The sequence below is a fragment of the Fusobacterium sp. genome, assembly GCF_032477075.1.
In the GTDB taxonomy this organism is placed as follows: domain Bacteria; phylum Fusobacteriota; class Fusobacteriia; order Fusobacteriales; family Fusobacteriaceae; genus Fusobacterium_A.
The window spans coordinates 92,360-114,529 of sequence record NZ_JAWDXO010000012.1; the positions used below are offsets into that span (position 1 = coordinate 92,360).

13 protein-coding genes and 1 pseudogene are annotated in these 22,170 nt (G+C 28.9%); 2 read left to right on the forward strand and 12 right to left on the reverse strand.

Going from position 1 to position 22,170, the window contains the following annotated elements; translation table 11 throughout:
* Positions 1 to 14: 14 nt before the first annotated feature.
* From E6771_RS06970 to E6771_RS06980, 3 genes are read right to left on the reverse strand one after another with little or no spacing between them, the layout of a single operon-like run.
* Entirely contained in the window at positions 15 to 1,547 is a 1,533-nt protein-coding gene (locus E6771_RS06970) for a DUF3604 domain-containing protein (protein WP_316090507.1), read from the reverse strand.
* A gap of 18 nt (positions 1,548 to 1,565) precedes the next feature.
* Complete coding sequence (locus E6771_RS06975) at positions 1,566 to 2,294, reverse strand: putative N-acetylmannosamine-6-phosphate 2-epimerase (protein WP_316090508.1); 729 nt, start codon at positions 2,292 to 2,294, stop codon at positions 1,566 to 1,568.
* 28 nt (positions 2,295 to 2,322) lie between these two features.
* A complete protein-coding gene (locus E6771_RS06980; protein WP_316090509.1) occupies positions 2,323 to 3,897 on the reverse strand; it encodes a PTS transporter subunit EIIC in 1,575 nt (524 codons plus the stop codon).
* 171 nt (positions 3,898 to 4,068) lie between these two features.
* Here E6771_RS06980 and E6771_RS06985 point away from each other — a divergent pair, with 171 nt between their 5' ends.
* Positions 4,069 to 4,788, forward strand: a complete 720-nt coding sequence (locus E6771_RS06985; RefSeq protein WP_316090510.1) for a GntR family transcriptional regulator — start codon at positions 4,069 to 4,071, stop codon at positions 4,786 to 4,788.
* 206 nt (positions 4,789 to 4,994) lie between these two features.
* Here E6771_RS06985 and E6771_RS06990 read toward each other — a convergent pair whose 3' ends face one another.
* Positions 4,995 to 5,870, reverse strand: a complete 876-nt coding sequence (locus E6771_RS06990; RefSeq protein ID WP_316090511.1) for a LysR family transcriptional regulator — start codon at positions 5,868 to 5,870, stop codon at positions 4,995 to 4,997.
* Positions 5,871 to 6,235: 365 nt separating this feature from the next.
* Here E6771_RS06990 and E6771_RS06995 point away from each other — a divergent pair, with 365 nt between their 5' ends.
* On the forward strand, positions 6,236 to 8,305 hold the full coding sequence (locus E6771_RS06995) for a TonB-dependent receptor (RefSeq protein WP_316090512.1): 2,070 nt from the start codon (positions 6,236 to 6,238) through the stop codon (positions 8,303 to 8,305).
* A 110-nt stretch (positions 8,306 to 8,415) separates the two neighbouring features.
* On the opposite strand, the gene E6771_RS07000 is transcribed toward E6771_RS06995, so the two are convergent.
* From E6771_RS07000 to E6771_RS07035, 8 genes and pseudogenes are all read right to left on the reverse strand, one after another.
* On the reverse strand, positions 8,416 to 9,759 hold the full coding sequence (locus E6771_RS07000) for an APC family permease (protein WP_316090513.1): 1,344 nt from the start codon (positions 9,757 to 9,759) through the stop codon (positions 8,416 to 8,418).
* Positions 9,741 to 11,063 (reverse strand): bacterial transcriptional activator domain-containing protein, encoded by a 1,323-nt coding sequence (locus E6771_RS07005; protein WP_316090514.1) that lies wholly within the window; start codon positions 11,061 to 11,063, stop codon positions 9,741 to 9,743. Before E6771_RS07005 ends, E6771_RS07000 begins: the two co-directional genes overlap by 19 nt.
* Positions 11,056 to 12,606, reverse strand: coding sequence for an amidohydrolase (locus E6771_RS07010; protein WP_316090515.1), 1,551 nt, complete (start codon positions 12,604 to 12,606; stop codon positions 11,056 to 11,058). Before E6771_RS07010 ends, E6771_RS07005 begins: the two co-directional genes overlap by 8 nt.
* On the reverse strand, positions 12,587 to 14,224 hold the full coding sequence (locus tag E6771_RS07015) for an amidohydrolase (protein WP_316090516.1): 1,638 nt from the start codon (positions 14,222 to 14,224) through the stop codon (positions 12,587 to 12,589). Before E6771_RS07015 ends, E6771_RS07010 begins: the two co-directional genes overlap by 20 nt.
* Before the next feature lie 23 nt (positions 14,225 to 14,247).
* Entirely contained in the window at positions 14,248 to 15,843 is a 1,596-nt protein-coding gene (locus E6771_RS07020; protein WP_316090517.1) for an amidohydrolase, read from the reverse strand.
* Between the two features lie 193 nt (positions 15,844 to 16,036).
* Positions 16,037 to 16,645 (reverse strand): annotated as a pseudogene (locus E6771_RS07025) (transposase); the annotation flags it as partial.
* Between the two features lie 212 nt (positions 16,646 to 16,857).
* The gene (locus E6771_RS07030) at positions 16,858 to 17,097 is read right to left on the reverse strand and encodes a YdbC family protein (RefSeq protein WP_316090518.1); all 240 of its coding nucleotides are present in this window, start codon (positions 17,095 to 17,097) and stop codon (positions 16,858 to 16,860) included.
* Positions 17,079 to 22,001, reverse strand: coding sequence for an AAA domain-containing protein (locus E6771_RS07035; protein ID WP_316090519.1), 4,923 nt, complete (start codon positions 21,999 to 22,001; stop codon positions 17,079 to 17,081). The genes E6771_RS07030 and E6771_RS07035 overlap by 19 nt, the downstream gene beginning before the upstream one ends.
* Positions 22,002 to 22,170 lie beyond the last annotated feature (169 nt).

Here is a 22,170-nt window from a genome sequence, read left to right on the forward strand (position 1 = left end):
ACTGATAGCCTCCTTTATTTTACAAATATAGGTGAACTCCATGCAGCTCCACCATCTTTCTGCCATATTCTTACTCTAACATTTGAAATGTTGGTAGTATCTATAGTTTTTTCTATTCTTCTTGTGTATCCTGAAACAGGAACAGCTTTGGAAAGTTTTATTTTGTAGGCATTATGCCACCAAGGATCAGTTCTGTAGTACTCTGTAAAGTTAAAGTTTTCCTTTAAAAGTTCTTCTGCTTCTTCTAGTAATGGTATCAATCTAGAAGATTCAAATAATTCTTTTACTTCAAACTTATATTCTTTTCCATCAACTGTAAGAATAATAAAACTATCAATAGGAGCTGATATTTCAAATATAAATCCTTCTGTAGTTACTGCACTGGGTCCCATCCATTTTCCTGTAGCTGTTGTTTTATATGAAGTCAAATCAAATTTACAACTGCTGTCTGTCACATCATATAGACGTTGACCAAAATTACTCCAACATTTTTCAATAGATAAAATTTTCCCTTCTGTTGAAAGTGAACCACTCCAGTTTCTTGATTTTATATCAGGAAATATTCTTCTATCTGGACCCCATCCAAAATCTGCTTTAAATTTAAATTGAACAATTTTACCAAGAGATTCTTTTTCCCATGTTGAAGTATGAGGAATCATTTCAGCTGTTATATTGTCTTCTATGATTTCTATTCTGTCTATTGAATTTGAAGCTTCTACATTCAGTACAAGCTTAGAGTCTTTTCTTGGAGTTACACTTCCCCCCATAACCGTATCATCTATTAAAAAATCTACTTTTATTCTATCTTTGCTTACTCCATAGACTCTTTTATTTATAAAGGCATCCCAGATACTTTCCTTTGTATTATCCTCAGCCAACACAGCAATATATCCAAATCCATAAACTCCAGGAACAGAATGATTATCACCTGAAGCTATAACTCCAAATTGATGTCCTTTCTCCCATCCTTTTTCTACAGCTGTTACTCCTGTTCTAGGGCCCATGTGAATATGTCTGTCCATTGTAAATTGACTTTCATCATTTTCACTAGAACCATGTGATGAATAAATTTCTACAAATGGTGAAAACTTATCATTATGTGTCTCCCAGTTTTTTCCTCTATGACCAAGCTCATAAGCCAAGTGATGAGGAATAGCTATACAATCAACCTCTCTAAAGTTTTTTTCAAGCTCTAAATATCTAAGAGGAAAATATGGATTTTGATCATTTTTCAAAAAGAAAACATTATGATCTCCATCTTTTCCTGCCCCCTGCCATTCATACCCTATGAACATAGGAAACCCTTCTTCATTTACTTTTTCAGTAAATTTTCTTATATATTCCCAATCAGCTTGTACTTTATCCATAGGATAAATATCCTCTACTCCCAATCCACACTCATCTTTTCTCATATAATATGGATAATATGCAAATGGCCAGAAATCAAAAATATCCTTTACTTGCTCAAACCATAAAGGCAACTTATCTATGCTTTCATGATGCAGATTGCTGTGCATATCACTCCATAATATTTTATATTTGTTCATAACTTTTCACCAGCCTATCTAATATTTTAATGGAATTTTCCTTTTATATTTATTCATAACACTTGTAAATCTCAATGTTGCCAGATGAGGTCTTGTGATTGCACTTCCAATTACAACAGCATGAGCTCCAAGATAAAGACTTTGAACAGCCTCTTCAGGAGAAGCTATTTTTCCTTCCATAATTACAAGTCCTAATCCTTCACAAAATTCTGTAATTCTTGCCAATTCTTCAAAGTCTGGAGAGTCTGTAGATTTTGGATTATCATTAAATCTATATAATGTTGGAGCAACCATATGTGCTCCCATTTTTAAAGCCTCTCTTGCTTCTTCAGCATTTCTTATATCAGCAAGTATTAATAAATCTGGATATTTTTCTTTTATCTCTGAAATAAGTTCATAAGCTTTTCTGCCATAACTATTTATTCTATTTGTAGCATCAACTGCTACAATATCAGCTCCAGCTTTTACTATTTCATCAACCTCTTTCATACTTGGAGTAATAAAAACATCTTCTGTATCAATATTTATCTTCCACAGACCTATTATAGGTTTATTAGTAATTTTTCTTATTCTAGCTATGTTTTCAGGGGTATCTATTCTATATCCACAGGCATCTCCCCATTCACCACATGCCACTAGTTTTTCTATTATCTCTGGAAGATAAAGAGGATCTGTTTTTTTTACTTGGCATGATAATATCAAACCATTTTTTATATCTTCTATTATTTTTTTATTCTTATCATTCATAAAATCACTATCCTTATATTATTATATTTTACAATGTAGCAACATATTCATCAATTTCTGTTCTGATAAGATTTACTGTTGGCCCATAAATTATTTGAAGATTTTTTCCTCTAGTAACAACATTATGTGCCCCTGTTTGTTTTAATAAATCAATATTTACAACATCTAATTTTTTTACTGTAACTCTTAATCTTGTTGCACAATTATCAATGTCAGAAATATTTCCCATTCCTCCCAAAGCTTCTATTATTGTTTTAGCTTCTCCAGAAGTATATTTTCCTTTCAGTCCTTTTTCTTGTTCTTCATCATCTTCTCTTCCAGGTGTTTTAGCGTTTAATTTTTCTATTAAGAATTTAAATAACAGATAATTTACTATAAATATTGGGATTCCAAGAATAAGTATCCAGATATAATTAGTTTTAGAATTTCCTTGGAATACTCCAAATAATAAAAATTCAACTAATCCAGCTGAGAAAGTAGACCCTATTGTAATTTTAGCTATTGCTGCAATAACAAAAGATATTGCAAAAGAAACTGCTTCTGCCACAAAAAGTAAAGGTGAAGCAAATAATAAAGCAAATGATATTGGTTCAGTAACCCCAGTTAAAAAACTTGTAAGTCCTATTGAAAGTAAAAATCCAAATGTTGCCTTTCTTTTTGGTCCTTTTGGAATAGCAGTATACATAGCTAAACATATAGCAGGCATTGTAAATATCATATGGAAGTATCTTCCACTATTATATAAAGCTATATTTGAAAAATAATGAACTGTATCGTGATCAGCTAGTTGTGCAAGAAATATACTCTGCCATCCTTCAATAACCTTTCCTCCAACTTCTAGAGTTCCTCCAGCAGCTGTAGTCCAGAATGGAAGATAGAATACATGATGAAGACCTAAAACATAGAATCCTCTAAGAACAAGTCCATACATAAATGCTCCAAATATTCCTAATCCTTGAGTAAGAACTCCAAAATAAGCAATCATAGCTGCTATTGCTGGCCAAACAAAAACCATGATTAAAGATATAAACATAAATACAACTGTATTAACTATTGGAACAAATCTTGATCCTCCAAAGAAAGCTAATACATCAGGAAGTTTAGTTTTATAGTACTTGTTATGGACAATTCCAGTTACAATACCAGCTAAAACTCCTCCAAAAACATTCATATTAAGAGTTTTTATTCCAAACTGTACAGCTTGTCCATAAAGACGTATATCTGCACCAGCAGGAGCTTCTTTTCCAAAAATACTCATAAATGCCCCTGTTCCTGTTAAAAGAACAAAATAACCAACAACTGCTGAAAGACCAGCAGACCCCTTTTCATTTTTTGCTAATCCAGCAGCTATACCAACAGCAAAAATTAATGGCAATGCAGCAAAAACTCCATTTCCTACAGCATTCATTAATTTAAGTAATCCCTGTAAAACAGCATTATCTAAAACAGAATAAGCTTTTATTACTGCTCCTGATGATAATGCAGCAGAAATACCAAGTAAAAGTCCTGCTACTGGTAAAATTGAAATAGGCATCATAATAGCTTTACCTAATTGCTGCCCTAAGCCAAAAATATTGTCTTTTAAACTAACTTTCCCTTCCATAATCAACCTCCACATTTTATTTATGTACCTTATTTATTGACATACTCTAGTTAAATTGATTATAATTCATAAAAAATAACTTGTCAATACAAATTATATGTTGTATTATACATTATATAAAACTTGTATTATTTTTTTTAAAGTTGTAAATAAGAAAAAGGAGGGTATATTATGGAAGATAAAAAAGTTTCAAAATATCAATTGATTGAGAGTTATATAGTTGAAGGAATACAAAGTAACCATTATAAGGTTAATGATATTCTTCCTACAGAAGCAGAACTATCTGAAAAGTTTAACTGCTCCAGAGTTACAGTTCGTCAGGCATTAAGTAATCTGGCATATAAAGGTATCATATACAGAATACAGGGAAAAGGATCTTTTGTATCAAAAGAAAATACTTTAAAGCGTTCTCCCCTTCTTAAAAGTTTTACTGAAGATATTCTTGATATGGGGAAAAAACCATGGTCAATAGTAGAAACTTTTCATATTGCAAAAGTTGGAGAACATATTGGAAGAATAATGGGATTAAAACCTACTGAAAAAATTTATTATATTGAAAGAATTAGATTTGCTGATAATGACCCTATTCTCTTTGAAAAGACATATATGGAAATATCTAAACACCCTGAGATGTCTGTGAAAATATTGGAAGGTTCTAAATATGAATATGCAAAAAAACATGGAATGGAAATTTCTATTTCATATCAAAATATAACTCCTATATTTCCTCCTGAGAGTATAGCTGAAAAGTTAAAAATTTCTTCTAAAACACCTATTCTAAAATTATCAAATGTTACCTATTTATCAAATGGAGAACTTTTTGATTACAATGAATTATATATGAATACAGAGTTATATCAACTGAATATAGTAAAGAAAGTTGAAAAATAATTCTCTTAATATTAAAATATCCTATCAAAGAACCCATAAGTTTTTAAATAATCATTTTTTAATATATGGGTTCTTCTTTTTTCAGAAATTTTATTTTTATAAAAAATTTCTATTACAATTATTTATTTTTGATGATATACATATAAAATTTTGATAATATTTTCTTTTAAAATTCATGATTCTTCTTTTTATTGAATATCTAATTTTTATATTTCCATCTCTAATCTTTCTAAAAATTTTTTAGCTGCTTTAGAAAATATTTGAGATTTTTTCCATACAATATTTAATCCAACCTCTAATTTAGGTTCTAATGGTTTAAAACATAAAACACTATTTCCAGTAGTATTTACTAATTTATCAAGGCTCAATGCATACCCAATACCTTCTTCTACCATAAGAGAAGCATTATAAACTAAATTGTATGTTGTTACAATATTCAGCTTATTATAATCTAAACCTATCCATTTTGAAATTTCTTTTCCAACCATTGATTGCCTAGAACATAAAAGTGGAATATTCCACAAATTTTCTGGTTTTATTGTATTATATGACGCTAATGAACTATCCTTTCTCATTAATAATCCCCATATATCTGTTGCAGGGAGTTTAATATATTCATATTTTTTTATATCAGCTGGCTCTATTAATATTCCAAAATCCAATAACCCTTTATCCAATCGTTGTGTAACATCCTCTGCATTTCCACTAAATATATGATATCTTATATGAGGATATTCCTCTTGCAACTTTTTTGCTGTTTGAGCAATTATTCTCATGGCATCTGTTTCTCCTCCACCTATATAAATGTCCCCATTTATGACTTCATCAGAAGTTATAATTTCTGTTTCTGTTTTTTCTACTAGCTCAATTATTTCTTCTGCTCTTTTTCTTAGAAGAGCTCCTTCGTCTGTCAAAGTAAGTTTTCTGCTTCCTCGAATAAATAATTTTTTTCCTAATTCTTCTTCTAATTCCATAAGTTGTCTTGAAAGAGTAGGTTGTGTTACATGTAAAAGCTCTGCTGCTCTTGTTATACTTTCTTCTCTAGCCACAGCAACAAAATAACGTAAAACTCTTAATTCCATATTTTATTCCTCCTAATAATTCCATTTTTATAATTATACCTTTTTTAAATATGCTTATCAAGTATAGCTTTATAACTATTCTTAAGATCATATTCATTTATAGATATATCACATATTTATCTTAATATTTTTATCTTGTTTTACAAATATTATTATATACAAAATATTTGTTGACAAAATAAAATAAAAATATTATCATAAAAAAGATAACTTCATTTTATAAGTTCATATATTAATTTAGTTTGATTTACTAAGCTATAACTAAAAATGATGATTGAGGGGAATTCAGCTTTACTTTTGTTCAAAGTAAAAATGTACAACATCACAAATTTTCTATATTTCTATGGAAAGATAAGGAGAAAGAAATGAATTTAAAAAAATTAGCTTTACACTCATTATTAATTTCAACTACAATTTTTGCTAGTTCAAATTCTGAAAATGTAGAAGGAATAAATCTAGGCAATACAGTTATTTATTCTAGTACAGGTTTTGAAACTACTGTAAGGGATGTAGCAAGTAATCCCACTATTGTTGTAAGTGAAACAATTGAAGAAAAACATTATCCTTCAATTGAAGACGCTTTAAAAGATGTTCCAGCTGTTAATGTACAGTATCAAATGGGAATGCCTGTAATTGATATGAGAGGGCAAGGAATGGCAAAAGCTATGACTAATGTCCAACTTCTTGTTGATGGTATTCGTGCCAATGCTTCTGATACTTCTCATGTTGGTACTCCTGTAAATACAATATCTATCAGCCAGATAGAGAGAATAGAAATAATTCCTGGAGGAGGAGCAGTCCTCTATGGAAGTGGTACTTCTGGTGGAGTAATAAATGTCATTACTAAAAAGCAAACTGGTCCTAGAGCTACTGCTGGATACAGTTATGGAAACTACAGAGGAAATACCTATGAAGTATCTGCTGGACATACAATTGGAAAACTTGATATAGATTTAGCCTATACAAGAAATGAAATAAAAGGATACAGAAAATATAATGAAGAAGATTCGAATCATTTTAATACTAAATTGAGATATGATATATCTGATGACCATAGCATTATTTTTAGATATTCAAAATATGATAGTGAATCTGAAATTCCTAATTCATTGACTAAGTCTCAAATAGAAAGTGATAGAAAACAAAGTGGAAAAAGTTCTGGTGATATTGATAAATGGGATAGAGATAAAGATGAATTTTCATTAGAATATGCTGGAAAAATAAGTGATAATATGGAATTAAATTTAATAGGTTATTTCCAGGATACTGATATGCACTATAAAATGGTTACTGCTAAAAGTGGTATGAATATGAAAGCTGCTTTTGATGATGAGAAAAAAGGTGCAACAGCAAAATTAAAATACAAGTATGGAAATGACAGCAATATTATTTTTGGTTTAGAATATTTGGATAATGAACTGCACAGAAAACAGAATATGTATATGGAAAAAATGGGTACTAAAATACCAATGACTAACATTGATTTAAAAGCTACTAAAGAATCTATTAGTGGTTTTGTGTTAAATACATATAAATATCAGGATTTTGAATTTATTCAAGGATTTAGATATGAAAAAGCTGATTATGATATGAAAAGAAAAAGTTCTGGAAAGAAAGTAGATCTTGGTGGAAGTACAAAAGATGCAGATAATTTTGCTGTTGAATTAGCAGTAAATTATCTTTATTCTGATACTGGTAATGTTTATTTAAAGTATGAAAGAGGATTCACATCTCCTGCTCCTGCTTTAATCACTAACAGATATTCTACTTCACATCCAGATCCAAGTAAAGCTGGTCTATATTATTTCAATGATCTTGATTCTGAAACTTATAACACTTTTGAGTTAGGATTTAGGGATACATTTGGAATTTCAGAATTAAATGGAGCTATTTTTTATACTTTGACAAATGATGAAATTAGAAGTTCAGGTCATGCATCTAATACTCAACATTCAATAGAAAATATAAATTTAGATAAAACAGAAAGATATGGCTTTGAACTTGCAGCTAAACAAGATGTAGGTAAATTTACTTTTACTGAAAGCTATAATTATGTACATGCTAAAGTAAAAAAAGCTGATGATAATGGAGAAAAATTAGATGGAAAAAGAATAGCTTATGTTCCTAATCATAAATTATCTTTAGGTGTATTATATTCATTTAATGAAAGATTTAATATTGGTGGAGATGTTGTTTATAAAAGTGCAACTTATCTTACAAACAATAATGAAGGTGGAAAGAAAAATGCACATGCTGTAGCTAATATCAGAGCTAACTTTAAAGCTACTGAAAGTCTTAATTTATATGCTGGAGTAAACAATGTATTTGATAAAAAATACTATGATTATGTTTCATATAGTTCTTCTACTAATGAATTTTTATATGACCCTGCATATGAGAGAAATTATTATGTAGGATTTAAATTCCAGTTTTAATGATAAATTTCCCCTCTAAACTATAAAATTAACTTAAAATAAAGTGACTGTTACAAATATCTCTTACTTATAAATATAACAGTCACTTCTTTTAATGTTTCAACTAATTATTACTCATCAATTTCATCAAATACTGATTTTCCTGTTTCATTCTTTTTAAAGAATAGATAGTATATGACCACACCAATAATAGGGATCACTACACCTATCACAGAATTTTTAGGATCTTCATATAAAGTAGCTATCAATACAACAAGTGATAAAACTATTGTTATTATTGGCAAGAATGGATATCCTATTACTTTATATGGTCGTGGAAGATTAGGATATTTTTTTCTCAAAACAAATACTGATGAAACTCCCATTGTATAGAATATCCAAGCACAAAACGCAACAAGAGCTGTCAGCTGTTCAAAAGTACCAAATAAAATCAATACACTTGAAACCACTGCTGTTGCTATTTGAGCATTGATAGGTGTTCCTGTTTTAGGATTGATTTTAGCAAACACTGAAAAGAATCTCTTATCTCTAGCCATTGCATAATACTCTCTAGGATATGCCAGTATGCATCCGTTACATGAACCAAATATTGCTAAAAGAGCTCCTATTGCCACAAGAAGTCCTCCTGATTTTCCAATTAAATTTGTAGCTGCCAATGCTGCTGGTGCATCATTAGCTGCAATATCTACAGCAGGAAGTGTCTTTAAAAGAGCAAGATTAAATAGTATATATATTAAAGTCACCCCTATTACTCCTATTGTTACTGCTTTTGGAAGATCCTTCTTGGGATTTTTCAATTCTTCTGATACTATGTATACAGAACTCCACCCATCAAATGCCCAGAGGGCAGCAACTATTGAAAGAGCAAAAGCTGTGACTACACTTTTCCCTTCTCCTGGTACCATTGTCATAGGATTATTAACATCTCCCATTACAAGTCCAAGAACTATTATTAATGCAATAGGTACAAGCTTCGCTACCATAAAAATTCCCTGCACATTTCCACCTTCTTTTATTCCCAGCATATTAATTCCTGAAAGTACGAGTATCATAACAATTGCCATTATTTTTATCTGGGTATCTGTAAGTCCTACTATAGTGCTGAAATATGTGGCAAAACCTACTGCCAGAGCACTGATTGAACCTGATTGTGATATAAAGAAATCTGTAAGTCCCATTGCAAAACCAGCTGCTGGACTGAATGCTTCTGATATATATGTATATGTTCCTCCTGATTTAGGAATAGATGTTCCTAGTTCAGCATAACATAAAGCAGCCATCAAAGACATCAATCCTGCTATCAACCATGCTAAAATAGCAAATCCTGGTGACATTCCTGATCTTTGCAAAACAAAAGTACTGACATAAAATATTCCTGAACCTATCATTATTCCACCAACTATTGAAACTGCGTGAAATAATCCCAGTTCTTTTTTCAATCCTTTTTCTTCCATAACAATTCCTCCCCTATCCTGTTTTCTACTGCATTTATAATTTTTTCTGTTTCCCTACTTTTTTTATAAGTTCCTACTATTACTAGCTTTTCATTTTTCACATTTTGAAAAAGATAATAAAAAAGTTTTCTGCTCCTTTCATCTAATTCAATAAAATTTCTAAAAACAGCTATTATATTCTTTTTATTTGCTGCTTCCTCCAGAAATTTTCTTATTACATAAAAAATTTTTATTTCACTACTTTCCTCTTTCTTTTCTTGGGAACTGTCCAATTCTGGAAATAATACTGCTAGTTCTTCCTTTGAATTTTTATAGTGGTACTCTTTTATAAAAATAATTTTTTCCAGAAGATTATATATTCCCTCTCCTTCTAACATTTGAAAAATTTGATTTCCAGTATGCAGAAATATATATTCCCCCTTTTGTTTCTTCAGAAATGTTTCAAGAACCTCTGCCCCCTCTTCAAGAATATAGTTATTAAAAAATTTTATCTCTTTGACCGAAGATTTTTTTGGCAGAGCCTCCTGAAAAATTTGTTCCCTGTTTTTGGTATTGATAATTTCTTCATAAATTTCTTTCAATTTCTGTGAAGGACTTATATTTAATTCCTTTCTCAAAATTTCTGCACAGATATTATACTGTTGAACAGCTTTGTATCTTTCATTGTTTTTTAAATAGAGCTCCATTAGTTTCAGATGAGTTTCTTCTGTGAGATTATTTATTTTTAAAAGTTTTTTTAATAAATTTTCCCCTTTTTCTATCTCTCCCTGTTTTTCATATACTTCCGCAGCCATATAGATCCCATCTTGAAGAAGTCTTGATATGTGTTCTCTTTCAAACATTATCCATTCATCAAGAACAGCACTTCCTTTTACAAAAAATCCTTCAAAAAATCCCTGTTCGTATAAGTCAGAAGCTTTCTTCAAAAGAGCTGCATCAGAATTTTTTATTCCATTATCTATATTTTTATAAAACTCTTTTACATCAATCCAAAGTTCAAACTCCTCACTTATGAAACACTTTCCCTTTTCTGAAATAATCATAGGATTTAATACTCCATTTTTCTCCAATACCTTTTTTATATTAAAAAGTACCTGTCTGAGGTTTGAACTTGATTTTTCTGCTGAAGATTCAGGCCAGAAAATTTCTGCTAGAATGTTTTTAAAAAATTTCTTTTTGCTGTTCATGCACAGATAAAAAATAAGCCCTGCTCCTTTGCTGCTTATCTCATGAAATATCTCCCTGCCATCTATCTCTATTCTTGGAGTACTTAAAAGATATATATTTATTCTTGTTTTATCCATATACTAGTTCACCATATTTTATAGTTTTTAATATCTTTACATCTTTTATCTGTTCTTTTTTTATAGTTAAAATATCTTTGTCTAAAACAACTAAATCTGCATCAAAACCTCTTTCTATTTTTCCCTTTCTATCCTCTTCAAAATTAGCATAGGCAGCATTTACAGTATATAGTTTAATAGCTTCATCTATATTTATTCTATTTTCCTCTTCAGTATGATTTACAGCACTATAGATTCCATAAATAGGTGAAAGAGGTGTTATATTACTTTCTGATCCCCCTGCTACAACTCCCCCGAATTTGATAACCTTTCCAATTGGATTAGCTCTTTTATATCTTTCACCTATATTTTTGATATATTTTCCATTTTTTCCTCCCCATTTGTTATCATAACCTGGTTGCATAGAAAAAATTATCCCTAATTGTACTGCTCTTTTTATCTGTTCATCATTTGGAAGAACAAAATGCTCCAGTCTATGTCTGTGATTTTTTCTCCCATAACTTTTAATCGCATTTTCGTAGGCTTCTAAAGCTTGATCTATAGCTCTTTCTCCTATACAGGAAAGAGCTATCTGCATGTTTTTTTTATGTGCATCTAATACAAATTTATTTAATTCTTCCTGGGAAAAATAGAGAATCCCATAATTTTCTGGCTCATTTTCATAAGATTCATAGAGAGCTGCTGTCTTAGAAGAAATAGTTCCATCTAAATAAAAGTTTCCTCCTATTTTTTCCAAACCAAATTCTACAGCTTTTTCTATATCTGTATTTTGAGCATATATAGATATATCTATTTTATTTTTTTTCTCATACTTCTGTACTATCTCTATATCCTCATCATCAAAAAAAGCTCCTCCTTCCATGGCATTCAGAGTGGTAACTCCATTTCTTAATGCCTCATTCACTGTCATCTTCATAGCCTGCTCTTTCATTTTATAATTTATAAAAAGCTTCTGTATTTTTTTTCTGGCAAAACCACTGGCCTCTCCAAAAAGATATCCTGTAGGCATTCCTTTCTCATCTTTCACTACTCCATTGAGAGTAGATGGAATTGCCAGTAAATTATAGGCATAAGTATTGACAATAGTAGAATGTATTTCATCTTTGCTCACAACAATAGGGTGGAGAGAAGAAATTCTGTCTAAATCCCAACGATTTAATCTTTCCTTCTCTTCCCAGTTAAATCCTATACACCATATAAGCTGATTTTTTTTATATTCCTTCACAGTTTTCTGTAGTTTTTTTAAAAACTCCCCTCTTTTTTTTGTTTCAATTTTTATACAATAATGCCCTATTCCATTTTGTACTGCATGAACATTGCAGTCATAAAATCCTGGAAGAACTGTTTTTCCTTCTAAATTTATAATATTTACTCCAAAACTTAATTTATCATCCAATAAATTATTCTTTGAAACCTCTATAATCTTTCCATCTTTAATTCCTATCAAAGAATAAATATCTCCTCTTTCATTCATTGATACAAATTTTCCATTATAAATAATAGTATCTGGCAACATACCATTTTTATTCTGCTTCAAAAACAATTTTCCCTCCTATGATAGTCTTCAATATTTTTATATCTTTAATATGATCAGGTTCTGCTTCATATAAATCTTCATCTAAAATAACTATATCTGCATATTTTCCAACCTCTAAACTTCCTTTTTTATTCTCTTCAAATGTTGCATAAGCTGGCCCTGTTGTAAAAGCTCTTATTCCCTGCTCTACACTTATTTTCTGTTCTGGATTATATCCTCCCTCTGGAAGATAGTTATATGTTTTTCTTGTCACTGCTGCATATATCCCATGAAGAGGATTGTATTCTTCAACAGGGCTGTCTGAACCAGCAGCTATTACACAACCTAAATCATAAAATTTTTTAAAATTATATGATTCCTTTCTTCTTTTTTCTCCTACTCTATCTTCCAACATATCAATATCTGAAGATAAAAATATAAATTCCAGTCCTCCTATAATATTATATTTTACAAAATCTTCTATTATCCCTTCAGTTGTTATCTGACAATGATCTATTCCAAAACGAAGATCTTTTCCCTTATTTTTCTCTAATATCTCTATATATACATCTAAAATACTTCTCATTGCTCTGTCACCAATGGCATCTGATACTAATTGAAAACCATTTTCAAAAGCATAGTTATGAAGTTCTCTTAATTCATTTTTTGTAAGATACATCTCTCCTGCATTATTTTTTCTATCTTCAGGATTATCTGAATATGGTTCTCTCAATGCTGCTGTTCTTACACCCAGTGAACCATCTATTATAGTTTTAAAAGGACCTATTTTAAAATATGGGCTTCCATCTCCACTTTTTAATCCCAGTGTCATAAAATCTTTTATCTCTTCTAAAGTAGCCAGATGTAACATAAGATTTACACGAATTGGAAGTTTATTTTCCCTATCTAATTTAAAATAAACTTTCAATATATCTCTAAATGTTCCTGCTCTCAAAAGTTCAAAGTCATCTGTTTGAACAGAGGTAATTCCTGAACTTGTATATTTGTTTGAAGCTTTTAAAATAGCTCTTTCTATCTGTTCAGTTGTCAATTTAGGAATTATTTTATATACTATTTCTGTAGCCAGCCCTGTAAGAATTCCTGTAGCATCTCCATTACAACCTATTTCAATAGTTCCCCCTTCTATTTGAACAGGGTGTTTAAATATCCCAGCCAATTTTAATACTTTTGTATTTACTACAGAAACTTGAGCACAAGTTCGAGTCAGCACAATATAATATTCTTTAAATTCTTCATCAAAATCCTTTGCTGATGGCATTTTTTTATCTAGGAATAGATTATCATCCCATCCTCTTCCCTCTATCCATTGTCCTTTCTCAATTTTATTTTCAGTTATATATTTTCTTATCCTTGATTTCATTTCATTTACACTTTTACAATCATTGAGATCCACCATTTCCAAACTGTATCCATAACTTAAAAGATGCATATGACTGTCATTAAAACCTGGAAGTATCATTTTTCCTTGGGCATCTATCAATTTGGTTTTTGAAGTTTTCTCTCTTAAAATCTCTTCATTACTTCCAACAGAATAAATCAATCCATCTTTTATACTTACAGCAGTAAATCTAGAATTATTGTTGTCCATAGTATAACCTTTACCATTAAAAATAATCATATCCATATCATATTCCTCTCCTTTTTTAATTATTTTCCATTTACTAATATTTTTTCAATATTTATTCTGTCTATATTTTCTGCTATATATATATCCTCATTGAGTACAACTATATCAGCATAATATTCTTCTTTTATTTTTCCCATTATATTTTCCATCCCTATTGAATAAGCAGAACCTGTGGTATATAACTCCAATGCTTCTTTCAATGTAAGTTTTTCAAAAGGTCTCCATCCTCCAAGAGGTTTACCATCCTCTGTAGTTCGTTCAACTGCTGCTCTTATTCCAGAAAGTGGTGCAAAATCTTCTACTGGACTATCTGAACTTCCTGATAGAGAGATTCCATTTTTTAATAATATCTTCCACGCATAAATATTATCTCTATATTTTTTATCAATTCTTTTTTCTGCTAGTTCATAATCTGATGGTACAAACATTGGCTGAATATCTGCAATCACTTCTAATTCCTTCATTTTTTTTATCTGCCTGTAAATAGGAAGCTGGCAGTGTACAATTCTTGGTCTTAAATCTATATTATTATATTTTTCTTTTATTTTTTCTATAATATTTAAAATTTGATCTATTGCTCTGTCACCAATAGCATGACAGGCTATCTGTATTTTCTTTGAGTAACAGTAGTCACATATTTTATAAAGTTCTTCATCACTGAAATTTAATATTCCAGTTTTATCAGGAGCATCAGCATAAGAATGATTTAGAGCTGCTGTCCATCCTCCAAGTGAACCATCTAATAAAACCTTTACAGTCTTTATATTAAAATATTCATTCTCTCCAAGTTCTTCTCTTTTTTTCATAAGGAGCTGTAAAGTTGAAAATTCACTTATCTGTAACTGCTCAAATATTCTTATAGGAAGTTTTCCTTTGTTATAAAGATTTTGAAAAGCCTGCAATATATTTAATCTGTCTGTATCCTTTGAAAAAAAGTTCATATCATCTGTCTGTATTACTGTAAGTCCTTTTGCTGCTATTAGCTTCAAAGTTTTTTTCATTATATTTTCCAGTTCTTCAACAGTATATGAAAGTCTTTTTTCCAAAAATTCATTGATTACTTCTTCATATATCAATCCATTAGGTTTTCCATTTTTATCTTTACCTATATTTTTATTTTCCAGCTGTATTTTTTTATCACTTAGAGAAAGTTCCAAGACTTTACTATTCACACTGGCTATATGAATACAGATTCTTTTCAAAAAAATATAATGTTCTGTAGATATTTTATCTAAATCATTTTTATCTGGCATTCTTTTCTCTTCCAGCTTCTCGTGATTCCAGTTAAATCCCAATACCCAATTTCCAGCAGGGATATTATTTTTTTCAATATGCTCTTTTGTGAACTTTATTATATCATCAATTGATTCTGCACTTTTGAGATCTACTGCTTCTATAAGATTTATTCCTGTATTCAGCATATGCATGTGACTATCATGAAATCCAGGTAACAGACATTTTCCCTCCATATCAATAATTTTTGTTCCTTCTGGTATTTCATTAATATTCATATCTATTTTTTTTATTTTTCCATTTTCTATATAGATATTTTCAGCCTGTGGTTTTTCATCATCCATTGTATAAATTACTGCATTTTTCAGTAATTGCTTCTCCATATTTATTTCCCCTCTGTCTTTTTTCTTTCATTATACAAGTATTTTGTAATTTATTTGTTTTTTTTCTGTTATTAATTTGTCAATATTTATTTTTTTATGAAAAAATAGAAATCCATTTTATAGATTTCTACTAGTTTATACTTTAATATTTATTTTTAAGTATCAAAAAAGAAATAGATGATTTTTTATTTATCTAAGCTACTTTTAATGAATGAAGTGTTGTCCCTAAGCGATTATTTATGCTTTTGTTTAAATATCTATTGAAGTTGTAAGCAATATAAAACAGACATATTTCTCTTAAAACACTTTTTTTACTTCGAATTTTTAATTTTCATAACTTCAAATCTCCTTTCAAAACTACAAAAGCACCTTCTACCTAAATCTTCTATTTATTCTTAATTGTTTTCCATAATCGCTTGATATATTCTCTTTTGATTTATTTGATAGAATTCTAAAACTCGCATTGTACTTAATTTTTTTTGTTAGTTTCAAGATTCCAAAAATATTGAACTGTATTATTTTTATTAGAGTACAGAAACTTTAATTCTAATTCATCTTTTCTGAATAGCTTATTTTCAGAAGAATTATATATTAAATTTTCTACTCTATTTAAATCATTTTTAAATTTTTTAGTTTTATCCTTTTCAAAATATATTGGTTTTATATATGAAGTATAGCTCATCTTTTCCAAATATTCATAATTTGAAATACTTTCATATTCTGTGTCAGTTACTATATTTTGAGATGAAATTTTCTCTAAAAATGGAATCAAAATTTTAGAACCAGAAGGGTTTGAAAAAATTCTTAGTATTTTATACCTTTTTTTATTAAAAAAAGCTGACAAGAAGGAAAACTTCAAGTTAGCTTTTTTGGTAATTAGACTATTTTAAATTTGCAACAGCCCCTTGGCATAGAAAAAATATTTAGTATATTTTAGTATATAAATAAATTTTAATTAAATAATTTTTATCATAGAAAGTTATGATTTACAGAGAAAACTTCACACTATCAATTTTATCTATCTAAAAGCTCTATTTCCTTATCAATTAATTCTTTTAGTTTTCTCAATTCTTCTTCAGTTAATGTTATACCTTTTCCCATCTTTTTATGTTCTGGATCCCAAGTTCTAATATCGTATTTAGGCTCTTCAGCATTCCAACTTACACGAGTAAGCTCTTTCTTCCAACCTTTGCTCCCTTCTGAAATAGTACCCAATTCATTTAATACTTCAAATTTTAATTCTTTCTTTTCCATTCTTCTTCCTCCATAATAGCTTTTACTCTCCAAGCTGCTCTATTATTTGTAGTTATTGTTCCTCTCTTATCTAATGAATGCTTATAATCTTTCTCTTGTAAAAATCTCTCTATTATTTTTTCTTTTTCAGGTTCATATATTATCCAAATTATTCCAGAAAGTTCTCTATTATCAATATACTCTATTTTCTCCTCTTTTAAAAGAGAAAAAATATCCTTATCATTCTTATTTTTCTCTTCTTTTGAATCATCTGCTTTAATTTGCTTTTGTTTAGTAAAAGGCATCTCCTCTTGTTGCAATTTCATTTCATTTTCAGTTTTAGAATCTTCTGCTTTAAAATTTAATTCTGGAGTTTTTATTCTTTCCTCTTTTATTGTTCTTTCTATATCATTTAATCCTTTAACAATTTCTGGTTCATCTGTGTCTGCTTCACTTTTCCATGATTTCATTATTTCAAAAGATCTGCTTTTTATTTTATTTAATAATTCCTCTTCTTTTGCTTCATAATTTTCACTTTTAGTTTTTTCTGGGTATATTCCTTTTTTTTCTAATTTTTCCACTACTTCTTTCATTGTATCTTCAGGATTTCTAAAATAATTACTTCCTCTTATTCTAATAAAATCCCATCCACAACGTTCTAGTATATCTTGACGCTCTATATCCTGTTTTACTTGATCTTCTGTACTATGCCATCGCTCTCCATCACACTCTATAGCTACTCTTTTATTTTCAAAAAAAGCTACCATATCTATTCGATAAGCTCCTACTTCCCATTGCTGTATTATGTTATAATCTCTGGCATAAAGATATTTTGCTACTTCCTCTTCAAATATTGAATCTGAATTTTTCTTTACACTTTCCTCTACCATAACTTTTTGTGGATTTTCACTGTATTCTAGCAGTCCTCTTCTAATATCTCCATCTTTTAAATCATTTGCCATATCTAAAGAATGTACTATCCAAAGTTGATCTTTAGCACGGCTAACAGCTACATTGTATCTTTTTTTATTCCCATCTTCAATTCCTTCCCTTTTCATTCCTAAAGGTCCAGGTTCATCATTACTATCTACCATACTCAAAAATACAACATCTCTTTCATCACCTTGAAAATGGCTTGGATTTCCACATAAAATACTATGTTTTTCTATATCTGTTGCTACTATTTTTTCAACAATTAATTTTTGAATCAATTCTACTTGCTCATCGCCTAAAAGAGATATAACTCCAAAAGAAGCATTTTCATATTCCTCCAGTTCCAGACAAGCTTTTATTAGACTCACTATTGTTTCAGCTTCTACCTCATTTATCTTTTTCTTATCATTTCTTTGTCCATTGACTCTATAGTTGACCACTGCTGGTTTTAATTTAGATGCACTTGACTCTCTCAAAGGTTTAATTTTATAATCATAAGAAGTTTTATTACTATAGCCAATTATTTCTGGAATACATCTGAAATGTTCTCTCAACATCAAAGGAGTAAATGTTGTTGTTGCTATTGAATAAATTGAAGATCTTAGCCCATATAAGTCATCATTGCTAATTTTTCCCTTAATATGTTTATCTCTAAGCATATTGCTTTTCTCAACACTTTCTCCTATATCTGATGGACTTACTTGTTTGTCATCTCCAACTATAATAACCTTTTTTCCCATATATAATAATACCAGTGAGTTTATGTTTGACTGACTTGCCTCATCTATTATAACTATATCAAATTTATTTTCAGCAGGATTTAGAGTTTCTATCACTTTTCCCATTGGCATTATCCATACAGGTACAGCTTTTTGGCAAGCTGCTATTTTTTCTTTAGCTTGTTTTCTATATAATGGAGCATTTTTTCCTGTTCCTTTTCCAATTTTTTGAATAGTTTGTCCCCATCCTCTAAGTGCTTGATTCACTAAAAGATTTTCTTTTTTTTCTACAAAACATAAAACATGATACCATGCTTTTTTTTCAACTAGTTCTAAAGTTAGTTTTCTTAAAGTTTCAACTTTTTTTGTAGCTTCTTTTTGAAGCTCTTCATATGGCTCTTTTGCCAATCTTTCCATTTCTTGAGATAACTGTTTCCATTTCCAATTCTCATATACATCTTGCATTTCTTCAATCATTTCTTCTTCTCTTAAAGATTTTGCCCAGTTTTTAGCTACTTTTTCTATTTTCTGTAAAATTTTCTCTTTTTTATTATATATTTTTTCTTTTTCCAGCATTTCATTTAAAATTTTAAAATATTTAAAGTATCCTTCAATATTTTCCTCTTCTATTACAGTTTTAAATTCTTTGTCAAAAGGAGATTTTTCTTTAGTTATTTTTTCTATTTTTCTCAAATATTCTTCAAATATTTTCTGAGTTTCTATTACTTCCAAAGCTCTTTCTCCAATTTCTATCCTTTTTTCTATTATAGGAATAGAATTTAATATTTTTCTTAATTCCTCCAAAGAAATATGAATATTTCTATCTTCAAAAATACTTTCTTTTTCTATTCCACATTTTTCTATATTATTTAAAAAACTATTTTTTTCTTGATTATTCCAATTTAAAAAATATTTTATTTCTCCTAAATATTCATATAGGTACTCTATAAAATTTTCTTCTGGAATATCACTAGCTATCCCACCTTTATTTTCTATGAGAACCTTCCAACTTTTTATTAACGTTTCTTTTTGTAACAATAGTTCCAAATACTCTAATACTAAATCACACTCTTCTATTGTTTCAATTACTTCTTCATCTAAAATTATTTTAGTTCCTATATTTTCTTTTGCTTTCTTAAGAGCTCCTTTAAAAATGAAACCTGGATTTTTTATTCCCTCTTTTAATTCTAAAACAAGATTTTTTCCAGATTTTACATTAATCCCATCAAGCTCTATCTCTCTCTTAAAAAGTTTTAATTTTATTTTATCAGAATATTTATATAGCTTCTCTGTATCTTCAATAAATTTTTCCCAAATTTCTCTATCTCCACCAGCTGTTATTCCTGCTATAGCTGCATCTATTTTCCATTCTCTAATATCTTTTAGTTCTTTAGAAATGATTGTTCTTCTATTCTCATATTCTTTAAATTTTTTTAAATCTATAATTTTCTGACCTTCAATATATAGATTTTCATTTTTTAATATATAGTTTTGTCCTCCTAGAATTTTTTCTAGTTTCTCTATATTTTCTTTTTTCTTTTCAATTAACTCTTTAAATTTTTCTGGTTCAATAAAATTAGAAATATCATTTAACCCCAAAATTATTTCTTTTTCTTCATTTTCTTCTAATATTTTTTTATATTCCTTTTGTATAAATTTTAATTCTTCATTATTAATTGGACAAGGATCCATTTTAGAAATTTCTCCAGGAATTTTATTTAATTTATTTTCATTCTCTCTTAAATATATTCCAACATCTTTTATAGAAATTCCTTTTCCATTGTAAATAATTGATTGAGATTCCTGATATTTTATAGCATACATTTGATCTTTTATATTTTTTAATTCTTTATATTCTAGTATTCTATCTTTTTTTAAAATATCCACTTCTTTTTTTAAATCTTCTGAATTAAAGTAACCCATTTTTTCTGAAATACTGGCTACCGAACGTTTCATATCACTATTATCATTATCTAAAATTGAAATACAAAGTCCTTGAATATTTTTAGGAATTTTCTCTTTTAAAACTTTCAAAGCCTTTTGAGTATGGCTTGTTACTAAAACATTCTTTCCTTGTGCCAAAAAATGTCCAAGTAAATTTGCAATAGTATGTGTTTTTCCTGTTCCAGGTGGTCCTTGTACAACAACAGCATTATATTTTTCTATTTTTTCTGCTATTTCTATCTGCTCTTTATTAGACTCTTTAGTAAATAAAATTTCTTCAGTCTGAATACTTCTTTCTATTTTTTTATCCTCAGAAATTTTTACTATTCCAACTAACTCAGATAATTGCTCTGGAATTTCTCCAAAAATTTCTATTTTTTCAATTATATTCTCTATTGCTTTTACTATTCCGTCTTCTTTTTTTCTAATAAAAAGTAATGGTCTATATTCAATAATTATAGCTTCTTGATCTGGTATCTCCATATCTTCAGAAAATTGCCCTTTAGCACTTAATTTATGTATAAATTCTCTAAAAAAATTCTTTATACTGTTTTTATCCATTGGATGTAAATTCTTTTCTTGGACTTTATTTTCTAATTCTAAAGTACTTTCTAAATTTATATCTTCTATTCCATTTAAAAAACTAGTGTAAAATTCTAATGAAAAATTTTCATCTGACCCTGTATCTAATATAGTTATTACATTATTTTCTGCTTCAAATTCTATTTTTATTCTTTTTAATAAAATTGGATAGCTTATGTTCTTATTTGATATTTTTACTATTCCATTTCCTACCAACATCTCCAATGTTTCTGTAGCCTTATTCAACTCCAAATATTGAATATACAAACTATCAAACACACCTCTTGTTCTATCTATAAGAAGTTGCTCATCCACCCATAATTTTCTCTTCTCTAACTCTTTATATATTTTTTCTTTAATTTCTTTAGGAATTGTTTTTATTTCACTAATTTTTTCATTCTTTCCCTGATCATTTAAAATAATTGTTTCTATTATTTTACTTTCTTTTATTTCTACTTTTGTTTTATAATCTTTCCAATCTCCTACCATCCATTCCAATAATTCTTTTTCTATTATCAATGGTTTTATAAAATTAGGCTTCTTTATTTGTAATATTATATCATCTTCTTGAATAGCATCTTGATTTTCCAGGTCTCTATATTTCAAAATAACATTTTCATGTTTAGGTAAATTATCTAAATAGTAACTCCATTTTTCTTCATCAACCTTAATTTTCACTACTTTTGAGCTTTTAGCAACTTCTGAAATATAGTTGTATAGTGCTATTACTCTTTCCTTCTCTCCCACTTACTTCCTCCCATGTTACATATATAGATTACTCTGGTGTAATATTAAAACTTAAATACTTATTTTATTATAACATCTACATTATTTGTTGTAAATAAATATGCATTAAATCAATTATATTTTGGGTTCAAAAAATTAAGATATTAATAAGAATAATAAAAAGCAGGAA